Source organism: Streptomyces sp. NPDC054932 (assembly GCF_053610205.1).
This window is the reverse complement of the sequence record NZ_JBSGXU010000009.1, coordinates 15,816-31,555: the sequence shown is the minus strand read 5'-3', so window position 1 is coordinate 31,555 and position 15,740 is coordinate 15,816. Positions and strand designations below refer to the sequence as shown.

At 70.2% G+C, this 15,740-nt stretch carries 21 protein-coding genes; 13 read left to right on the top strand and 8 right to left on the bottom strand.

What is annotated here, in order from left to right; translation table 11 throughout:
- Positions 1–3 precede the first annotated feature (3 nt).
- The 11 genes from ACWGE1_RS04325 to ACWGE1_RS04275 all read left to right on the top strand — a co-directional run bounded on the left by ACWGE1_RS04325 (position 4) and on the right by ACWGE1_RS04275 (position 8,105).
- A complete protein-coding gene (locus tag ACWGE1_RS04325; RefSeq protein ID WP_453419041.1) occupies positions 4–1,278 on the top strand; it encodes an AAA family ATPase in 1,275 nt (424 codons plus the stop codon).
- A gap of 3 nt (positions 1,279–1,281) precedes the next feature.
- Complete coding sequence (locus tag ACWGE1_RS04320) at positions 1,282–1,638, top strand: TadE/TadG family type IV pilus assembly protein (RefSeq protein WP_453419040.1); 357 nt, start codon at positions 1,282–1,284, stop codon at positions 1,636–1,638.
- A 1-nt stretch (position 1,639) separates the two neighbouring features.
- Positions 1,640–2,014: a TadE/TadG family type IV pilus assembly protein gene (locus ACWGE1_RS04315; RefSeq protein WP_453419039.1), complete on the top strand. Its 375-nt coding sequence runs from the start codon at positions 1,640–1,642 to the stop codon at positions 2,012–2,014.
- Complete coding sequence (locus ACWGE1_RS04310; RefSeq protein WP_453419038.1) at positions 2,011–3,378, top strand: CpaF family protein; 1,368 nt, start codon at positions 2,011–2,013, stop codon at positions 3,376–3,378. Before ACWGE1_RS04315 ends, ACWGE1_RS04310 begins: the two co-directional genes overlap by 4 nt.
- Positions 3,375–4,313 (top strand): type II secretion system F family protein, encoded by a 939-nt coding sequence (locus tag ACWGE1_RS04305; RefSeq protein WP_453419037.1) that lies wholly within the window; start codon positions 3,375–3,377, stop codon positions 4,311–4,313. The genes ACWGE1_RS04310 and ACWGE1_RS04305 overlap by 4 nt, the downstream gene beginning before the upstream one ends.
- Before the next feature lie 19 nt (positions 4,314–4,332).
- Positions 4,333–5,223 (top strand): DUF5936 domain-containing protein, encoded by an 891-nt coding sequence (locus ACWGE1_RS04300; RefSeq protein ID WP_453419094.1) that lies wholly within the window; start codon positions 4,333–4,335, stop codon positions 5,221–5,223.
- 3 nt (positions 5,224–5,226) lie between these two features.
- Positions 5,227–5,913 (top strand): response regulator, encoded by a 687-nt coding sequence (locus tag ACWGE1_RS04295; RefSeq protein WP_453419036.1) that lies wholly within the window; start codon positions 5,227–5,229, stop codon positions 5,911–5,913.
- A 110-nt stretch (positions 5,914–6,023) separates the two neighbouring features.
- Positions 6,024–6,224 (top strand): hypothetical protein, encoded by a 201-nt coding sequence (locus ACWGE1_RS04290; RefSeq protein WP_453419035.1) that lies wholly within the window; start codon positions 6,024–6,026, stop codon positions 6,222–6,224.
- Positions 6,221–6,847, top strand: a complete 627-nt coding sequence (locus tag ACWGE1_RS04285) for a pilus assembly protein TadG-related protein (RefSeq protein WP_453419034.1) — start codon at positions 6,221–6,223, stop codon at positions 6,845–6,847. The genes ACWGE1_RS04290 and ACWGE1_RS04285 overlap by 4 nt, the downstream gene beginning before the upstream one ends.
- A gap of 27 nt (positions 6,848–6,874) precedes the next feature.
- Entirely contained in the window at positions 6,875–7,459 is a 585-nt protein-coding gene (locus ACWGE1_RS04280) for a hypothetical protein (RefSeq protein ID WP_453419033.1), read from the top strand.
- Between the two features lie 4 nt (positions 7,460–7,463).
- Positions 7,464–8,105, top strand: coding sequence for an OmpA family protein (locus ACWGE1_RS04275; RefSeq protein ID WP_453419032.1), 642 nt, complete (start codon positions 7,464–7,466; stop codon positions 8,103–8,105).
- Here the strand turns inward: ACWGE1_RS04275 and ACWGE1_RS04270 are convergent.
- Positions 8,102–8,719 carry a hypothetical protein gene (locus ACWGE1_RS04270; RefSeq protein ID WP_453419031.1) on the bottom strand — a complete coding sequence of 206 codons (618 nt, stop codon included), beginning with the start codon at positions 8,717–8,719 and terminating at the stop codon, positions 8,102–8,104. The genes ACWGE1_RS04275 and ACWGE1_RS04270 overlap by 4 nt on opposite strands.
- A gap of 210 nt (positions 8,720–8,929) precedes the next feature.
- On the opposite strand from ACWGE1_RS04270, the gene ACWGE1_RS04265 reads away from it, so the two are divergent.
- Positions 8,930–9,457, top strand: coding sequence for a hypothetical protein (locus tag ACWGE1_RS04265; RefSeq protein WP_453419030.1), 528 nt, complete (start codon positions 8,930–8,932; stop codon positions 9,455–9,457).
- Between the two features lie 17 nt (positions 9,458–9,474).
- Here the strand turns inward: ACWGE1_RS04265 and ACWGE1_RS04260 are convergent, their stop codons facing one another.
- The 3 genes from ACWGE1_RS04260 to ACWGE1_RS04250 form a co-directional block, all read right to left on the bottom strand.
- Positions 9,475–9,813 carry an SCO4225 family membrane protein gene (locus tag ACWGE1_RS04260; RefSeq protein ID WP_453419029.1) on the bottom strand — a complete coding sequence of 113 codons (339 nt, stop codon included), beginning with the start codon at positions 9,811–9,813 and terminating at the stop codon, positions 9,475–9,477.
- A gap of 138 nt (positions 9,814–9,951) precedes the next feature.
- Positions 9,952–10,425, bottom strand: a complete 474-nt coding sequence (locus ACWGE1_RS04255) for a carboxymuconolactone decarboxylase family protein (RefSeq protein ID WP_453419028.1) — start codon at positions 10,423–10,425, stop codon at positions 9,952–9,954.
- A gap of 94 nt (positions 10,426–10,519) precedes the next feature.
- Positions 10,520–11,047 (bottom strand): TetR/AcrR family transcriptional regulator, encoded by a 528-nt coding sequence (locus tag ACWGE1_RS04250; RefSeq protein WP_453419027.1) that lies wholly within the window; start codon positions 11,045–11,047, stop codon positions 10,520–10,522.
- A gap of 91 nt (positions 11,048–11,138) precedes the next feature.
- Between ACWGE1_RS04250 and ACWGE1_RS04245 the strand changes: the two genes are divergently transcribed.
- Positions 11,139–11,564, top strand: a complete 426-nt coding sequence (locus tag ACWGE1_RS04245) for a nuclear transport factor 2 family protein (protein ID WP_453419026.1) — start codon at positions 11,139–11,141, stop codon at positions 11,562–11,564.
- Between the two features lie 120 nt (positions 11,565–11,684).
- On the opposite strand, the gene ACWGE1_RS04240 is transcribed toward ACWGE1_RS04245, so the two are convergent.
- The 4 genes from ACWGE1_RS04240 to ACWGE1_RS04225 all read right to left on the bottom strand — a co-directional run bounded on the left by ACWGE1_RS04240 (position 11,685) and on the right by ACWGE1_RS04225 (position 15,611).
- The gene (locus ACWGE1_RS04240; RefSeq protein WP_453419025.1) at positions 11,685–12,614 is read right to left on the bottom strand and encodes a hypothetical protein; all 930 of its coding nucleotides are present in this window, start codon (positions 12,612–12,614) and stop codon (positions 11,685–11,687) included.
- Positions 12,611–14,473: an alpha/beta hydrolase gene (locus ACWGE1_RS04235; protein WP_453419024.1), complete on the bottom strand. Its 1,863-nt coding sequence runs from the start codon at positions 14,471–14,473 to the stop codon at positions 12,611–12,613. The genes ACWGE1_RS04240 and ACWGE1_RS04235 overlap by 4 nt, the downstream gene beginning before the upstream one ends.
- Positions 14,474–14,482: 9 nt before the next feature.
- Positions 14,483–14,926 (bottom strand): hypothetical protein, encoded by a 444-nt coding sequence (locus ACWGE1_RS04230; RefSeq protein ID WP_453419023.1) that lies wholly within the window; start codon positions 14,924–14,926, stop codon positions 14,483–14,485.
- Positions 14,927–15,032: 106 nt separating this feature from the next.
- Positions 15,033–15,611 carry a TetR/AcrR family transcriptional regulator gene (locus ACWGE1_RS04225; RefSeq protein WP_030385774.1) on the bottom strand — a complete coding sequence of 193 codons (579 nt, stop codon included), beginning with the start codon at positions 15,609–15,611 and terminating at the stop codon, positions 15,033–15,035.
- Positions 15,612–15,740 lie beyond the last annotated feature (129 nt).

Below are 15,740 nucleotides of genomic sequence, written 5' to 3'. Positions count from 1 at the left end.
CGGATGACCACCCGAATCCTCCCCGCGGTCGGCGACCCGGACGCCGCGCGCGCCATCGTCACACTGCTCAGCCAGCTCCCGGCCGCCGAGCCGGCCGCCCCCGTCCCCGACGCGACCACGCTCCTGGACACCCTCGCCCGGCTGGCCGCCGAGTCCATCGACGAACTCCCCGAGGTCGTCCTCGTCCACGAGCGGATCGGCCCGGTGCCCGCCCTGGAGCTCATCCGGGAAGTGGCCCTGCGCTTCCCGGCGGTGGGCGTCGTCCTGGTCTCCTCGGACGCCGGCCCGGGGCTGTTCTCCGCCGCCATGGACTCCGGCGCACGCGGCCTGATCGGCCTCCCGCTCTCCTACGAGGAACTCGCCGCCCGCGTCCAGGCCGCCGCCCAGTGGTCCGTGGGCGTACGCCGCCACCTGGGCGGGGGCGCCGCCGCCGACGTCTTCACGGGCCCGGGCGGCCGGGTCGTCACCGTCACCGGAGCCAAGGGCGGGGTGGGCACCACCTTCACCGCCGTGCAGTTCGCGCTGGCCGCGGCCGCCTCGGGCCGGCGGACCGCACTGGTCGACCTGGACCTCCAGGCGGGCGACGTCGGCTCGTACCTCGACGTGCAGTTCCGGCGCTCGGTCGCCGACCTCGCCGGGATCCAGGACATCTCGCCGCGGGTCCTCCAGGACGCCGTCTACGACGACGCCTCGGGCCTCGCCCTGCTGCTCGCCCCGGCGGACGGGGAACGCGGCGAGGAGGTGGACGACCGGGCCGCCCGGCACATCGTCGGAGCCCTGCGCAGCCGCTACGAGCTCGTCGTCATCGACTGCGGGACCCAGGTCACCGGAGCCAACGCGGCGGCCGTGGAGATGGCGGACGTCGCCGTACTGGTCACCACCCCGGACGTGGTCGCCGTGCGGGCGGCGAAGCGGATGGTCCGGATGTGGGAACGGCTCCAGGTGCGCAAGGCGGAGGACACGGCCGTGGTCGTCAACCGCTGGAGCAAGCACACGGAGATCCAGCCCGCCCTGATCGAGAAGATCACCAAGACCCGCGCCACCCGCACCCCGGTCCCGGCCGCCTTCAAGGAACTCCAGGCGGTGGTGGACGCGGGCCGGGTCCAGGACCTCGACAACCGCTCGACGGTGAAGCAGGCCCTGTGGACGCTGGCCGGAGAACTCGGCCTCCTGTCCACCCCGGACACGGCACCGTCCGCGTCCGCGGCCACCGGCGCCTCCCTGGCGGTCCGCGCGGCGGGCCCGGTGGCGCGCCTGCGCCGCGGCCGGGAGGGCTGACGGATGCCCGCCCGCAGACCGGGGCGTGGGGACCGGGGCCAGGTGGCCATCGAGTTCGTGGGCACGGTGCCGCTGATCCTGCTGCTCGTGGCGGCGGTGTGGGAGTGCGTACTGATCGGCTACGCCTTCTCCCTGGCGGGCAACGCGGCGGACGAGGCGGCGCGGGCGGGGGCGGTGGGAAGGTCCTGCCGGGAGGCGGCGGCCGAGCACATCTCGCCCGCGTGGGGCATGCACGCGGACTGCGGCCCTTCGGGCGACATCTACAAGGCGACCGTGACGCTCAGGATCCCCGTCCTCCACCCCGGACTCAACTTCGGTGAGATCACGGGCACGGCCGGCGCGGCGATGGAGAAGGAGTGACATGAACCGGAACCGGAAGTGCCGCTCCGACCGGGGCCAAGTGGCCATCGAGTACATCGGCTTCGTACCGATCCTGCTGTTCGTCGCCCTCTGCGGGATCCAGCTCGGCTGGGTCGCGTACGTCCACGAGCAGGCGGACACGGCGGCGCGCACCGCGGCGCGGGTGGAGGCCCGGAACGGCGAGGGCGGCGAGGCGGCGGGGGTGGCTGCCGTCAGGGCCGGCCTCGGAGCGAAGGTCAAGATTTCCAAGACCGCGGATGCCGTGACCGCGGTGGCGACGATAGAGATCAACTCGATCATTCCCGGGCTGGATCCCGAACCGGCCAGGGCGACGGCGGTCATGCCCAACGACGACCCGAAGGAGACCGGACCATGAGCCTGCGTTCCCGGGTCAACACCCCCGACGACCGGCACAGCCCGCGCGAGGACGGGCGCCTGGTCTCCTCCTACCGCGCCAAGCTGCTGGAGGAGATCGACCTCGCCGAGATGTCCGCGCTCGCGCCCGCAGAGCGCCGCGCGCGCCTGGAGCGCGTACTCGGCCACATCATCAGCCGCGAAGGCCCCGTCCTCTCCACCGTCGAGCGCGCGCAGCTGATCCGCCGCGTCGTCGACGAGGCCCTCGGGCTCGGCGTGCTCGAACCGCTCCTCGAAGACGCCTCGATCTCCGAAATCATGGTCAACGGCCCCGACCACATCTACGTGGAGCGCGCCGGCCGGGTCGAACAGCTCCCCATCCGCTTCGCCTCGCACGAGCAGCTCATGCAGACCATCGAGCGCATCGTCTCCACCGTCAACCGGCGTGTGGACGAGGCAAATCCGATGGTCGACGCCCGCCTGCCCAGCGGCGAGCGCGTCAACGTCATCATCCCGCCGCTCTCCCTGACCGGCGCGACCCTCACCATCCGCCGCTTCCCGCGCGCCTTCACCCTGCACGAGATGATCGCCCTCGGCTCGCTCGACGAGCAGATGCTGATCCTGCTCTCCGGCCTCGTCGGGGCGAAGACGAACGTGATCGTCTCCGGGGCCACAGGCACCGGCAAGACCACCCTCCTGAACGCCCTCTCCGGCCTGATCCCGGAGGGCGAACGCATCATCACCATCGAGGACTCGGCCGAGCTCCAGCTCCAGCAGGCCCATGTCATCCGCCTGGAATCCCGCCCCGCGAACGTGGAGGGCAAGGGCCAGATCACCATCCGCGACCTCGTACGCAACTCCCTGCGCATGCGCCCCGACCGCATCATCGTCGGCGAGGTCCGCGGCGGCGAGACCCTCGACATGCTCCAGGCGATGTCCACCGGCCACGACGGATCCCTGGCCACCGTCCACGCCAACAGCTCCTCCGACGCGCTGATGCGCCTGCAGACCCTGGCCTCCATGTCGGAGGTCGAGATCCCCTTCGAGGCGCTCCAGGACCAGATCAACAGCGCCGTGAACGTCATCGTCCAGCTCACCCGCTTCGGCGACGGCTCACGCCGCATCACCGAGATCTCCGTTCTCGAATCCCACGGCCGTGAACCCTTCCGCATCACGACCGTCTGCCGCTTCGCGGCCCAGCCCATGGGGGCGGACGGCCGGGTGCACGGCTTCTTCGAGTACTACCCGCTGCCGCGCCGGATCGCGGAACGCCTCTACATGAACAACCAGCCCATCCCCCAGGCCTTCGGGGTGGCCCTGCCGGACGACCACGACCCGCTCACCGCCCCGTTCACCACTGCGCACATCCCCCGGACCGCCCTGTGAACCCACTGATCCTCGCCACTCTCGGCGTCACCCTGCTGGCCTGCGTACTCGTCGTCGCCGGCCTCCAGGCGTACATGGCCGGCCGCGCCCAGCGTGCCGCCCTCATCGAGCGCCTCTCCGCGAGCGGAGTCCCGGAGCCCGCCGGCCGTCGCCGCCGCTTCCAGGAGGTGGACCGGCGACTGCGGAAGACGAAGCTGGGCCGGCGCATCGAGATCAAGCTGGCCACCACCGGCCTGGACCTCACGCCGGGCGAGTTCTTCGTCTACATGCTCGGTTCCATCGCGGGCGTCTGGCTGATCGCCTCGTCCCTCCTCGCGCCGTTCTTCGGTCCGGTGGCGGGTGCGATCGGCATCTGGGCGGCGAACGCCTTCCTCAACTGGCAGCGGGCGCGCCGTACGGAACGGTTCATCAACCAGCTCCCGGACCTGGCCCGCATCCTCGCCAACGCCACCCAGGCCGGACTGGCGCTGCGCACGGCCATCGGCATAGCCGCCGAGGAGCTGGAGGCACCGGCGGGCGAGGAACTGGCGCGCGTCGCCGACCGCCTCGCCGTCGGCCACTCGATCGACGAGTCCCTCGGCGAACTCACCGAACGCCTGCCCTCCCGGGAACTGGTCGTCCTCGTCTCCACCCTCGTCCTGTCGGCCCGCGCGGGCGGCGCGATCGTGGACAGCCTGCGCAACCTCACGGTGACGCTGGAGCAGCGCAAGGAGACCCGCAGGGAGATCCGTACCCAGCTGTCGCAGGTGACGGTGACCGCCTACCTGGTCCCCGCCATCGGCCTCGGGTCCCTGCTGCTGGTCGACATGATGATGCCGGGCGCACTGGACCGGATGACGGGCGCGTTCCTCGGCCAGACGGCCGTCCTCGTCGCGCTCGGCCTCTTCGCCCTGGGGTTCGTCCTCATCCGCCGCCTGTCCAAGATCGACGTGTGAGGGGGCGGACAGGACGATGATCGGACTCCTTCTCGCACTCGCCGTGGCCCTGTCGGTCCTCGGAGCTTTCCACGGCATCCGCCTCTACCGGGCCGACGTCAAGCTGCCGACCGACCTGGCACTCGCCCTGGAGGTCGGTGCCACCCGTACGACGGCCGTCGGCTCCCTGGTGGACCGGATGGGCATCCGCTGGGCCCCGGCGGTGCTGCGCCTGATGGGACCGGCCCGGGTGGCCCGCAAGCGCCGCCAGATCGACATGGCGGGCAACCCGGCCGGCCTCACGATCGACCGCTACGCGGCGCGCCGCGCGGTGTACGGAGCCCTGGGCGCCCTCGGCGCCTTCTCGATGCTGATCAACGGTCAGCTGGTGGCCGCGCTCCTCATGGTGGCCTTCGGCCTGTTCTGGATCGAGGCGGGCCTGTGGTCCGCGATCCGCGTCCGCCGCGACCACATCGAGCGGACCCTGCCGGACTTCCTCGACGTGCTCGCGGTGGTGGTGAGCGCGGGTCTGGGCTTCCGGCAGGCGCTGGGCCGGGTGGCGGACAAGTACGAGGGTCCGTGGGCGGACGAGATCCGCATCACCCTGCAGCAGATGGACATGGGCGTCAGCCGCCGCCAGGCCTTCGACGAGCTGCGCCGACGCAATGACAGCGAGCAGGTCGCGCAGTTCGTGACGGCGCTGCAGCAGGGCGAGGAGCTGGGCTCCCCGATCGTCGACACCCTGATCGCGATCGCCGAGGACATGCGCCGCACGGACGCCCAGAACGCCCGCAGGCGCGCGGCCCGGGCCGTGCCGAAGGCCACCTTCTCCGTGACCATGTTCATGCTGCCCGGCACGCTGATCCTGCTCGTCTGCGGCTTCGTGTACGGGGCGAACGTCGACTTCGACGCGCTGTTCGGGGGTGGCTGAACCATGACGCCACTGAGCGTCCTCATCGCGGACGGCAACCCGGTCATCAGGGCGGGCCTGGCGGCCATCCTGTGCACGGCCGAGGACCTCGACGTCATCGCCCAGGCGGCGGACGGCCGCGAAGCCCTGAGCCTGACCCGCCGGCACGCACCGGACGTGATCCTGCTGGACGTCCGCATGCCGGGGGTGGACGGGATCTCGGCACTGCCGCACCTGGTGCAGCTGGCCCCCGTACTGATGCTGACGTACAGCAAGGAAGCCGAAATCGTGCGTGAGGCCCTGCTGTTGGGGGCCGGCGGCTACCTCGTGCACGGCGAGTTCACGGCGGACGAGCTGCTGAGGGCGGTCCGCGACGTGCGCGAGGGCCGCCCCCACTTCACTCCGACGGCGGCGAGCGCGCTCCTGGCGGAGCTGCGGGCCTCTTCGCATCCGCAACGAGTTGTGGCACAGTCTTCTGAGCGGATGCACAACTCTGTTGTCTTCGGGCTGAGTTCCCGGGAGGTGGAGATCATGGATCTGATCGCGTCCGGGATGAGCAACCAGCGGATCGCGGCGGCCTGCTTCATCAGCGAGAAGACCGTCAAGAACCACATCAACCGCATCTTCGCGAAGCTCCAGAGCGCCACGCGCAGCGAGGCGATAGCCCGCTGGCTGGGAACCGCCCGTCCAGGAGTGACCGGTCATGGGTAGACGGAGTGCGCAGTGGGTCCGTAATTGGGCCCCGGGACCCTTGGTGACGACTGGTGACTCGCCGTACCGTCCGCAGATCGACACCGGTACCGGCCCGGGAGGGAACCCCCATGTTGCAGAACACCGTGGCGAGGATGCGCAAGCGGTACGAGGGCAAGGGCTCGAGGGATCGAGGCCAGACGGCATTCGAGTACCTGGGGATCATTCTGGTGGTCGTCGTGATCATCGGCGCGATCATCGGAACCGGCATCGGCCAGGCCATTACGACCAAGATCACTGCTGCCGTCGCGAGCATCACGGCAGGAAAGTGACATGGCGCCGATTCGGCGGTGACCGCGGTCAAGCCTTCCCCATTTACGCCGTAGTCGTAGCGGGTCTCCTCTTCGCTGCTCTGGCGTTCTTCACCATCGGCAAGGCGGCGATCGTCCGCAGCGATGCGCAAGGAGCTGCGGACGCCGCCGCGCTCGCGGCGGCGCGCGAGGCCAGAGACACCCTGGTGCCCGGCCTCGACCTCGCCACCCTCTCGCCGGAGGAGTGGGAACAGGTCCTGCTGGGCAATCGATTCGACCCGTCCGGAGACGCTTGTGCGGCGGCGCACGACTTTGCCGCGATGAATGACGCGACGGTGACGTGCAGCCGGTCGGGCATCCGGTTCAGCGTCCGGTCGATGACGAACGGAACGGTGGGGGACTCTGTCGTCCCCGGTACGAGCGGAAAGCGCGGCGAAGCGGATGCGAGAGCGGAGATCGTTCCTCGCTGCCACGTCCAACCCGGGGGACCGGGCAGCGGCGGCGGCTCGGCGCCGATACCGGAGCCGCCCGGGCCGATCAAGTTCTCTTGCGACAAAGGGGTCGTCGTGGACTACAACCCCGCCCAACCGCGCGCGTGGCGTTCGCTGGCTGCGGCTCTGTTCGACATACGCCTGACCGACTGACGACCGAGAGACAAGGAAGCCAAGTACATGAGTGTTCGGCGGCGCGCGGCCCACGGGAAGGCGGCTGTGGGGATGGTGGCGGTCCTGGCCCTTGCCCTGACCGGGTGCGGGGGCGAGGGGAAGTCGGACAAGCCCGCTGCGTCCCCGTCGGCGAAGCCGCAGGGCGGCGGCGAGGCCTCCCCGTCCGGAGCGGTGAAGAGCGCTGATGCCCCACCGGCTCAGATCATCGCCACGGTGAACGGCGAGTCGGGCATGGTGCTGACGATCAACAAGGCAGCCCGGGACGCCGGAGGATTCCTCACCGTCGAAGGGCAGTTGAAGAACACCGGCAGTGCCGCGTACGTGAACACCGCGCCCTGGCGCGGTAACGAGCTGAACTCCAGTGGAGTATCCGTGGCCGGCGTGACCCTGGTCGACAAGGTCGGCAAGAAGCGGTACTACGTGCTCAGGGACACCGATGGCCGGTGCCTGTGCACGACTGGGCTGAACATCATCGAAGCCGGCCAGACCATGCCGTTCTTCGCTCAGTTCCCGGCTCCGCCTACCAGCACCGTTGAGGTGGACCTCAGCCTCCCCACCTTCGCCACGGCGACCGTCAAACTCTCCGGGTGACCCCATGACCAAACGCCATCGCGTCCTCGCCGCAACAGCCGTCGTCGGGCTCGTCATTGCCGGCGTTCAATCAGTCGGTGCGGCGGCCGCCCATGCCGATGACGTCAAGCCGTCCGTACCTCCCGGCACCGAGCCCTCCGCCTCCGCCCCCGTCCCCATCGACTCCAACGCCCCCGGGCTGAAGATCCCGCAAGGGGGGACGCTCGCGCCCGTCAAGGTGCTGGACATCGCCGAGGTCGTCGAGGACCTCGGTGGGGAGCAGCGGCGGCAGGAGACCAATCAGACCGTCATGATGGCGCTGCAGTCCGAGGTGCTGTTCCCGGAGAACAGCGCCGTGTTCAACGCGCAGGCCGCCGCCCGGATCCAGGCCATCGCCAACGAGATCAACACGCAGAAGGCGACCCGCATCCGCGTCTTCGGGTTCACCGACGACCAGGGCAGCTACGAGCACGGCAAGGAGCTGTCCAAGCAGCGCGCCGATGCCGTGCAGGCCGAGCTGGCCAAGACCGTCACCAATCCCAGCGTCGTCTTCGACGTCCGCGGCTACAGCGAGGACTACCCGATCGCCGACAACAGCACGGAGGAAGGACGCAAGAAGAACCGCCGCGTCGAGATCACCTTCCCCCGCACCACGGGCGGAGGCTAAGGGGCCGGCGGCTTCCCCATGTCCCCCTCGATCGCGGCCCAGAAGTAGATCCGCGTGGCGCCGGGCCGGAACTCGTGTGCGTGGATCTTCGCGCAGAGACCCAGGGCCGTGCTCTCGGGCGTCTGCGCGTCACCGTGGCAGACGGATCTGTGACGCATTCCCTCGGTGAAGGTCTCGGGCTCGGGGAGTCCGAGGTGGGTGAAGCCGTCGCTGCGGGTGTACCCCGGAGCCTTCGGTTCGAGGTTGGGCAGCATCTTCTTGCCCGGCGGCACCAGCGGCTGCAGGAAGCTGTCGGCCTCCGCCGTCGTCACCGTGAAGGTGAGCAGCCCGACGTCGTACTGCGAGCTGGTCTTGAACCCGGCCCGGCGGTCCGTGGCCGCCTGCGGCACCTGGAACCCCATCACCCCGGCCATCCACTCGGGTGTGGCGTTCTCCTCCCAGCAGCACTTCGTGTCGTGCTCCATCAGCCGTTGCCAGGTGATCATGCCCAGCACGAGCACGGCGGCGCATCCGAGGCCGCACAGCCCGGCGAACACACCCGCACCGACGGCGAGACGCCGCTTCCATGACCACTTCTGCTTCCGGGGCCCGACCCGGGCAAGGGAATCGTTCATTGGCCGGCTTCTCCTTCCCCGTCCCGCACATGGCTTGGCAATGGATGAAGCCTGCGGTAGCTGATCATTGTCCCAACTCCCGTGGAATGGTGCTGTTGTTCCGCCCGACGCCCGGTGTCGGCCGGGAACTCATGTGCAAACGAGCCCGCCCCCGAGACTCCGTCGGCGCGCCCTGTCACGCCGCCGCCGGGTCTGCCACGCTCAGGCGTCATGACGGCGTACGAAGTGCTTCTGATCGGCGGCGGATCGGGTGTGGGGAAGTCCACGGTCGGCTGGGAGGTGTCCGAGCTGCGGCGCGGTCGTGGGACGGCGCACTGCTACATGGAGGGCGACTTCCTCGACCAGATCCATCCGGCCCCCGAGGGCGACCCGGACCGTGCGGCCATAACCGAGCGGAACCTCGCCTCGATCTGGGCGAACTACTCCGTCCTGGGGCAATGCCGCCTCGTCTACACCAACACCGTCAGCATCCTCGATCTGCCGCTGATCCACCGGGCCATGGGCGGCGACAGCCCGATCCGTACGACGTGCGTGCTGCTCACGGCGCGCGAGGAGACCGTGCGGGAGCGGTTGGCCCGGCGGGAGATCGGCTCGCAGCTCGCGGTCCACATCGCGCGCAGCCGACGGGCCGCGGCCGTGCTGGAGCGTGACGCGCCACCCGGAACGGTCCGTATCGCCACGGACGGCCGTCCGGTGCCGTGGATCGCGCAGCGGGTCGTGGAGGCCGCGGCATGGTGAGGCCCGGCCGGGTCCGGCTAGCTGCTCGGAGTACGGGGGGTGCCGCGCCGGAGGCGGCCGCGGGAGGCCTCCACGATCGTTCCGAGGACGAGCGACTGGGCCAGTACGCAGAGGACGAGCTCGGTGATGAAGAGCCACGTCGCGGGCGGGCCGTCCCCGATGGCGCTGCCATGGGCCAGCGCCACGAAGAGGAACAGCGGGAACGCGCACAGGGCGGGCAGTACCCATACGAAGCCGGGATCCGGGGCGAACAGCGTGACGGCCGTCGCGACGGCCACGGCGGCGCCGACGAGGCTCAGGTAGATCACCGAGGCGGGGTTCGCGAAGGTCAGGCGGACGAGCGTGCGAGCGGTCATCGGTTCCCCCGGGGTGTGTGGACTCCCTCCATGATCGGGAGCGTCCGGGCTCCTGTCGTGAGTACGCGTACCCAGACCGTTGCCCACTGTCCGGCCCCTCCCCTGTCGGGGCCGGACAGTGGGCCGTCCCGCGCGTGATCAGCCGAACTGGCCCGGCTGGTAGTCGCCCGCCGGCTGCTGGACGATCACGTTCATCCGGTTGTACGCGTTGATCAGCGCGATGAGGGAGACCAGCGCGGCCAGCTGGTCCTCGTCGTAGTGCTTGGCGGCATCGGCCCACGCCTCGTCCGTGACCCCGCCGGCCGCGTCGGCGATGCGGGTGCCCTGCTCGGTCAGCTCCAGGGCCGCCCGCTCGGCGTCGGTGAACACCTTCGCCTCGCGCCAGGCCGCGACCAGGTTCAGCCGCACCGGGTCCTCCCCGGCGTGCGAGGCGTCCTTGAAGTGCATGTCGGTGCAGAACCCGCAGCCGTTGATCTGGCTGGCCCGGAGCTTCACGAGTTCCTGCGTGGCGTGCGGGAGGGTCGAGTCCGAGAGGGCCTTGCCCGCGGAGTTGATGTACCGGGCGAACTTGGTCGCGACCGCATTGCCGTAGAAGTTGAGACGCGCTTCCATCGTGATCTCCTTGCCGTGTCGACCGTTACACAGCTCTGACGGAAAACGCGGCCCGGATGTGACAGCCTCAGAGGCCGGATTGACGTGACCTGCGTCACCCACTCAGGAGGAGCTCCGCGATTTCCCGGGCCTGGTGGGCCGGCTCGGGGCCGGGGGAGAGGGTGGCCACCGTCGTCGCCCCCTCGGTCAGGATCAGGAGCCGGTCGGCGAGGGCGGGGTCGGCGGTCAGGCCGGCCAGCAGGGCGTGGAGTTCCGCCTTGTGGATGCGGACGATCCCGGGGGCCGCCGCCCCCAGCTCCCCGTACGCGTTGAGGAACGCGCAGCCCCGGAAGTCGGGCTCGCTGAACCAGTCCGCCAGCCAGTCGAAGACCGCGAGCACGCGCGCCCGCGGCTGCGCCGGGGCGAGGGCCGCGGTGCGCAGCGAGTCCAGCCAGCGCCGGTCGCGGCGTTCCAGGTAGGCCGTGACCAGGGATTCCTTCGCCGGGAAGAGGCGGTAGAGGCGCTTGAGGGGGACCCCGGAGGCGGTGCGGATGCGGTCCATGCCGACGGCCTGGATGCCGTGCCGGTAGAACAGCTCCTCCGCCGCGTCGAGCAGTCGGGTCCGGGCCTCTTCGTCGTCCATGGGGGCAGCGTAGTTCAGATTCCCCTTGCGTGGAGAACGTGCGTTCTCTAGTGTCGAGAACGACCGTTCTCGCAATCGAGAGGTGACCGCCATGACCGACACTCCCGCCGTACGCCCGCCCCTGCCGCCCTTCACCGAGGAGTCCGCCCGCGCCAAGGTCCAGGCCGCCGAGGACGCCTGGAACAGCCGCGACCCCGAGCGCGTCGCCCTCGCGTACACCGAGGACTCGGTCTGGCGCAATCGCGACCGGTTCCTCACCGGCCGCGCCGAGATCCGTGAATTCCTCGCCGACAAGTGGGAGCGCGAGCTCGACTACCGGCTCCGCAAGGAGCTTTGGGCGTTCACCGGCAACCGCATCTCGGTCCGCTTCGAGTACGAGTGGCACGACGCCGCCGGCCGGTGGTTCCGCAGCCACGGCAACGAGCAGTGGGAGTTCGACGACAACGGCCTGATGAGGCGGCGCGAGGCGAGCATCAACGACGTCCCGATCGCCGCCCGGGACCGCCGCCTCGCCTGATCCCGCCCATCCGGCCGGCGCGCGGGACGGCCGGGCACGCGGGCATCGCGCACGCGAGGACGAGCAGTGCCCCCGATGCCGCCCCCCATACCGGCCCCTGTGCCGGCCCGCTGTGCAGGGTCATGCCGAGGCGGGGTCGTGCAGGACGGGGGTGGCCGGGCCCGTGACGCCGACGTTCAGGCCGCCGTGGTCCGCCCGCGCCAGCTGGACCGCCACTTCGTCGGCGGGGCCGAGGGCGACGAGGCGGCCCGCGGCGCTGCGGACCCGCCAGCCGGAGCCCTCGAAGTACCCCTGCGCCCGTGCCATGGCCCGGGCCGCCCGGTCGTCGGCCAACGGCTCGGTCGCCCAGGTGTGGTGGACGTAGGTCGCGCCCTCGTTCTCCACCGTGCGCAGGTCCCCGCCGCCCGCCGCGTCGTGCCGGACGCGCAGGGCGTCGTAGATCCGGCTGGAGTGCGCGAGCACGGCCTGCCGGGAGGCCTCGTCGGCGGACAGTGACTGCGACTGCGACTGCGACTGCGGGCTGGGGGAGGCGCTGCGCTCGGGCTTGGGGTAGCAGGGGGAGGTGACGGTGATGTAGGCGATGCCCTCGCCGGTGGCCTCGTTCGTGATGCCGATGCCGCCGCTCATCCAGAAGTCGTCGGGCTCGGTGCGCATGCTGATGTAGGGGTCCGGCTTGCTCCAGTCGCCCTCGCCCTCCTTGGACTTGAACTTGTACCCCTGTGCGACCCAGGCGTCCCGGACCTGGCCGAGAAGGTCCTTCGCGGCGGAGCCGGGCACCTTCGTCAACTGGTACCGGTGGATGACCTGGGCCCGCTTGCTGACCCCGTAGTCGGCCAGGCAGGCGCCCGGCCCCTTGGCCCCGTTCTGCTGCAAGGCGGGCTGCGGTGACAGGCCGGCCACCGCCTGCTGGACGATCTGCTCGGCGCGCGACACGGCCTGCTGCTCGTTCATGGTCACCTTCTCCGTCGGCTTCCCCTGGTCCGCGCACGCGGCCGTCGTTCCCATCAGTGCGAGGAGCACTCCCGATGCCACGACTCTTCTGAGGTTCAAGATTTCTTCCCCGTCACTATTCCGCCCATGGCCTTCAGGGAGTCGTCCTCCCAGTACTGCGAGTGCGCAGGCATGGGGTCATCCAAATCGGCCTGAAGCCCTTTGCCCGGCGCCACGTCGAACGTACGTCCGCCGAAGTCGTCCGTGGTGGGATCCGTCCCGTACAGGATGGAGTGGTCATCGAACAGCTCGATGAGCCCTGGCGGGTACAGAGGGCCCAGCCATGCGCCGGCGAGCCCCTTGGGTGAGGGCGGGGTGTTGATGTAGTCGTTGTCGGCCACTGCGGACCATACGTGGTCCGGCGGTACCCCGAGATCCCTCGCATGGTCCACGCTGACACCCGGGCTGCCCACGAAGATGACGTTGTCCACGGGCAGGTCGGGGTGGTCTGCCAGGGCCTTGCCCGTGACCAGCGATCCGTAGCTGTGGCCGAGGACGGTGGAGTTCACCGGGCCTCCGGTGTGGGCGGTGTCGACCCCGGTGAGGAACCGGCTCAGCGGCTCCTTCGCGTCGTTCGCCCAGGAGGGGCTGGCGGCCTCCGGCACAATGCTCTGAGGCGCCTCGTAGCCGAGCCAGAGGATCGAGGCGGTCTGCCGTCCGGGATCCTGGTCCATCGCCTCCGCCCGGAGCTGCTCGGCCCGCACGAGGTCACCCTCGATCCCCGCTAGGTTCGACTTCGTCCCCGGCACGTACGTCACCACGTTGTCCGCCGTGTCCGGGTTGCCGATCGACACGATGGCCTGGCCGTTCTTGGTGTCGGCGAAGCCCAGGAGGTAGCCCTCGGGCCGCTTGCCGGCCTCGGACGCGGTGAGACGGTCCTGGACGTGCTGCATCCCGTCCAGCCGCTCCTGCATCTCCGTGCGCTTCTCGTCCCACTCCTTCCACGCCTTCGACTCGATCTGCGCGCCCTTGACCTCGCGGCCGGTGATCGGGCTGATGTACTTCTCGTACCGGGGCGGCTCCTTGCCGCGCCAGGCGTCCAGTTCCACCTGGCGGGTGCCGTGGTTCTCGGCGAGGACGACGCGGTTCGCCGTGTCGCGGACCTCCGTCGGGATGCCGTCCAGGGCGCCGACGCTCGCGGGGTGCAGGGAGATGTACTCGTCCCGCCGCTCCTGGTCGAGGCCGTTCCACCAGGCCGCGTTCTCCGCGGGGGACTTGCCGTGCGGGATGTCCGAGTCCTTGAGGTACGTGCCGGCGGCGTCGCGCGTGCGCTGAAGGTCCTTGGCCGCATCGGCCCAGACCTTGTCGTCGACGCGCAGGCCGCGCTCCACCTTGAGCTCGGAGAGGGTGGTGCGGTAGCGGGAGTCGATCTCCGCCGCCGTGCGGCACGCGGAGGCGATGCGCTGCGCTATGCCCTCGGCCTTGGCCTTGTTCGGGTTGATGACCAGACCCCCGTTCGGCGCGGGGGACAGAGGGTTGCTCGCCCCCGGGAGCAGCGGGCCGGCGGGGGTCGGGCCGGCCGTGCCCGCCTCGGTGGGCTTGAGGTACGGGCTGGACGGGGTGCCGGTCGGATAGGAGACCGAGCCGTCCTGGTGGACGGTGAAGCCGTAGCCCTCGGCGTCATCCAGCGCCGCCTTGAGAAGGCTCTGAGGGGCGGCCACTTCGGCGGCGAAGCCGTTGAGGGCCGTACGGACGAGCCCGCACTCGGCGTGGACGTACTGGAAGTTGCGGGCCAGCCGGCTCAGGTCGCCGAGGGCCGCTTCGGCGGTCTGCGCCGTCTGGGTGTCGCGCAGCCTCGCGAGCATCTCGTTCTCGACGCGCTCCTTGGCCGCGTAGGCACGGCTGCTGACTTCGCCCCAGCCGTCCGCCGCCTCCTCGTACTCGGTCCGCTTGAGGTCCTTCAGGTGCTGCCAGGTCATCATCGGGCGCTACCGGCCCTTGTCCGCGCGGTGCTCGCCGTCCGCGCCGTCGGGGCGGAGGGCGCCGAACCCGTCCTTCACCCGGTGGTCGACCTCGCCGAACTCCCTGCCCGCGGTCTTCAACGCGCCCTCCAGCCGCGTGCATTCGGCCCGGACGTCCTCGAGGCGGCCCTTCCAGGACGTGCGGACCTCTCCGAGGATCGCGGGCAGCATGAAGCCTTCGAGGGTGGGGACGACGCCTTCGTGCGCACTGTCCAGCCGGGTCAGGGCAGTGCTGGTGGTGACGGTGAGTTCGGCGGAGACCCCGGAGGCACTGGTCCACGGCCCCTGGCTCACGTCGAGGTCCTTGCCGCCTCCGCCACCCCCACCGCCCCCTGCGGGTGTGTTCGCCGAAGCCAGGTTCATCCGGGGGGAAGCCTCGAACAGCTTCTCCCACTCGGGGCTGAGCCCCATGCGTTCCTCCCGTGTCACACACCATCAGATCCCTCGTACCGTACGGGGGATCCGATAGCAGGACATGAGTAGGAATACCTACCCCGTGGGGTCGGTCTGCTGGGTCCTATGCCTGGTGGTGGGCCTGGGTGATGAGGTCCGTGGCGACCTCCAGGGCGGCCAGGCGGGTCTCCTCCGGGTCGCCCTCGACGTGCTGGAGGAACATCATTCCGGCGTGCAGGGTGAACAGCGCGCTGACGCAGCGGACCTGGTCCGTCAGCGGGCCGTCCTGCGTGCGGAGCAGTTCCACGAGGGTGAAGAGCCGCTTCTTGACCGTCTCGCCGATGCTGAGCTCGCGCGTCGTGGCCTGGTTCTCCTGCATGAACCGGTACAGCACGGCGCCCGCCGCCATCGCCTCGCTGTAGCGCCGCAGCACCTCGCGCTTGGTCTCCAGCGTGCGCGGCTGCCCCTCCGCCCACGTGATCAGCTCGTCGATGGGACGCGTCAGGTCCTCGAAGATGCTGATGATGATGTCTTCCTTGGTCTTGAAGTGGTAGTACAGCGCCGCCTTCGTGACCTCCAGCCGCTCCGCGATCTCGCGCAGCGACGTCTTCTCGTACCCCTGCTCGGCGAAGAGCTCCAGTGCGACGTCCTGGATGCGCTGACGCGTGTCGCCACGGCGTCGCTGCGGACTGCTGCTGGACATGGCTCTCCCCAATTACTTACTTGACGCCCGGCTAGTTGCGGGTCTACCGTCCCCATTGTAGTGAACTAGCCGGGCGGCAAGTAAGTGCCGGTGCGGGACGCAGTACGAGTGGTAGGGCCAGGGGAGTGG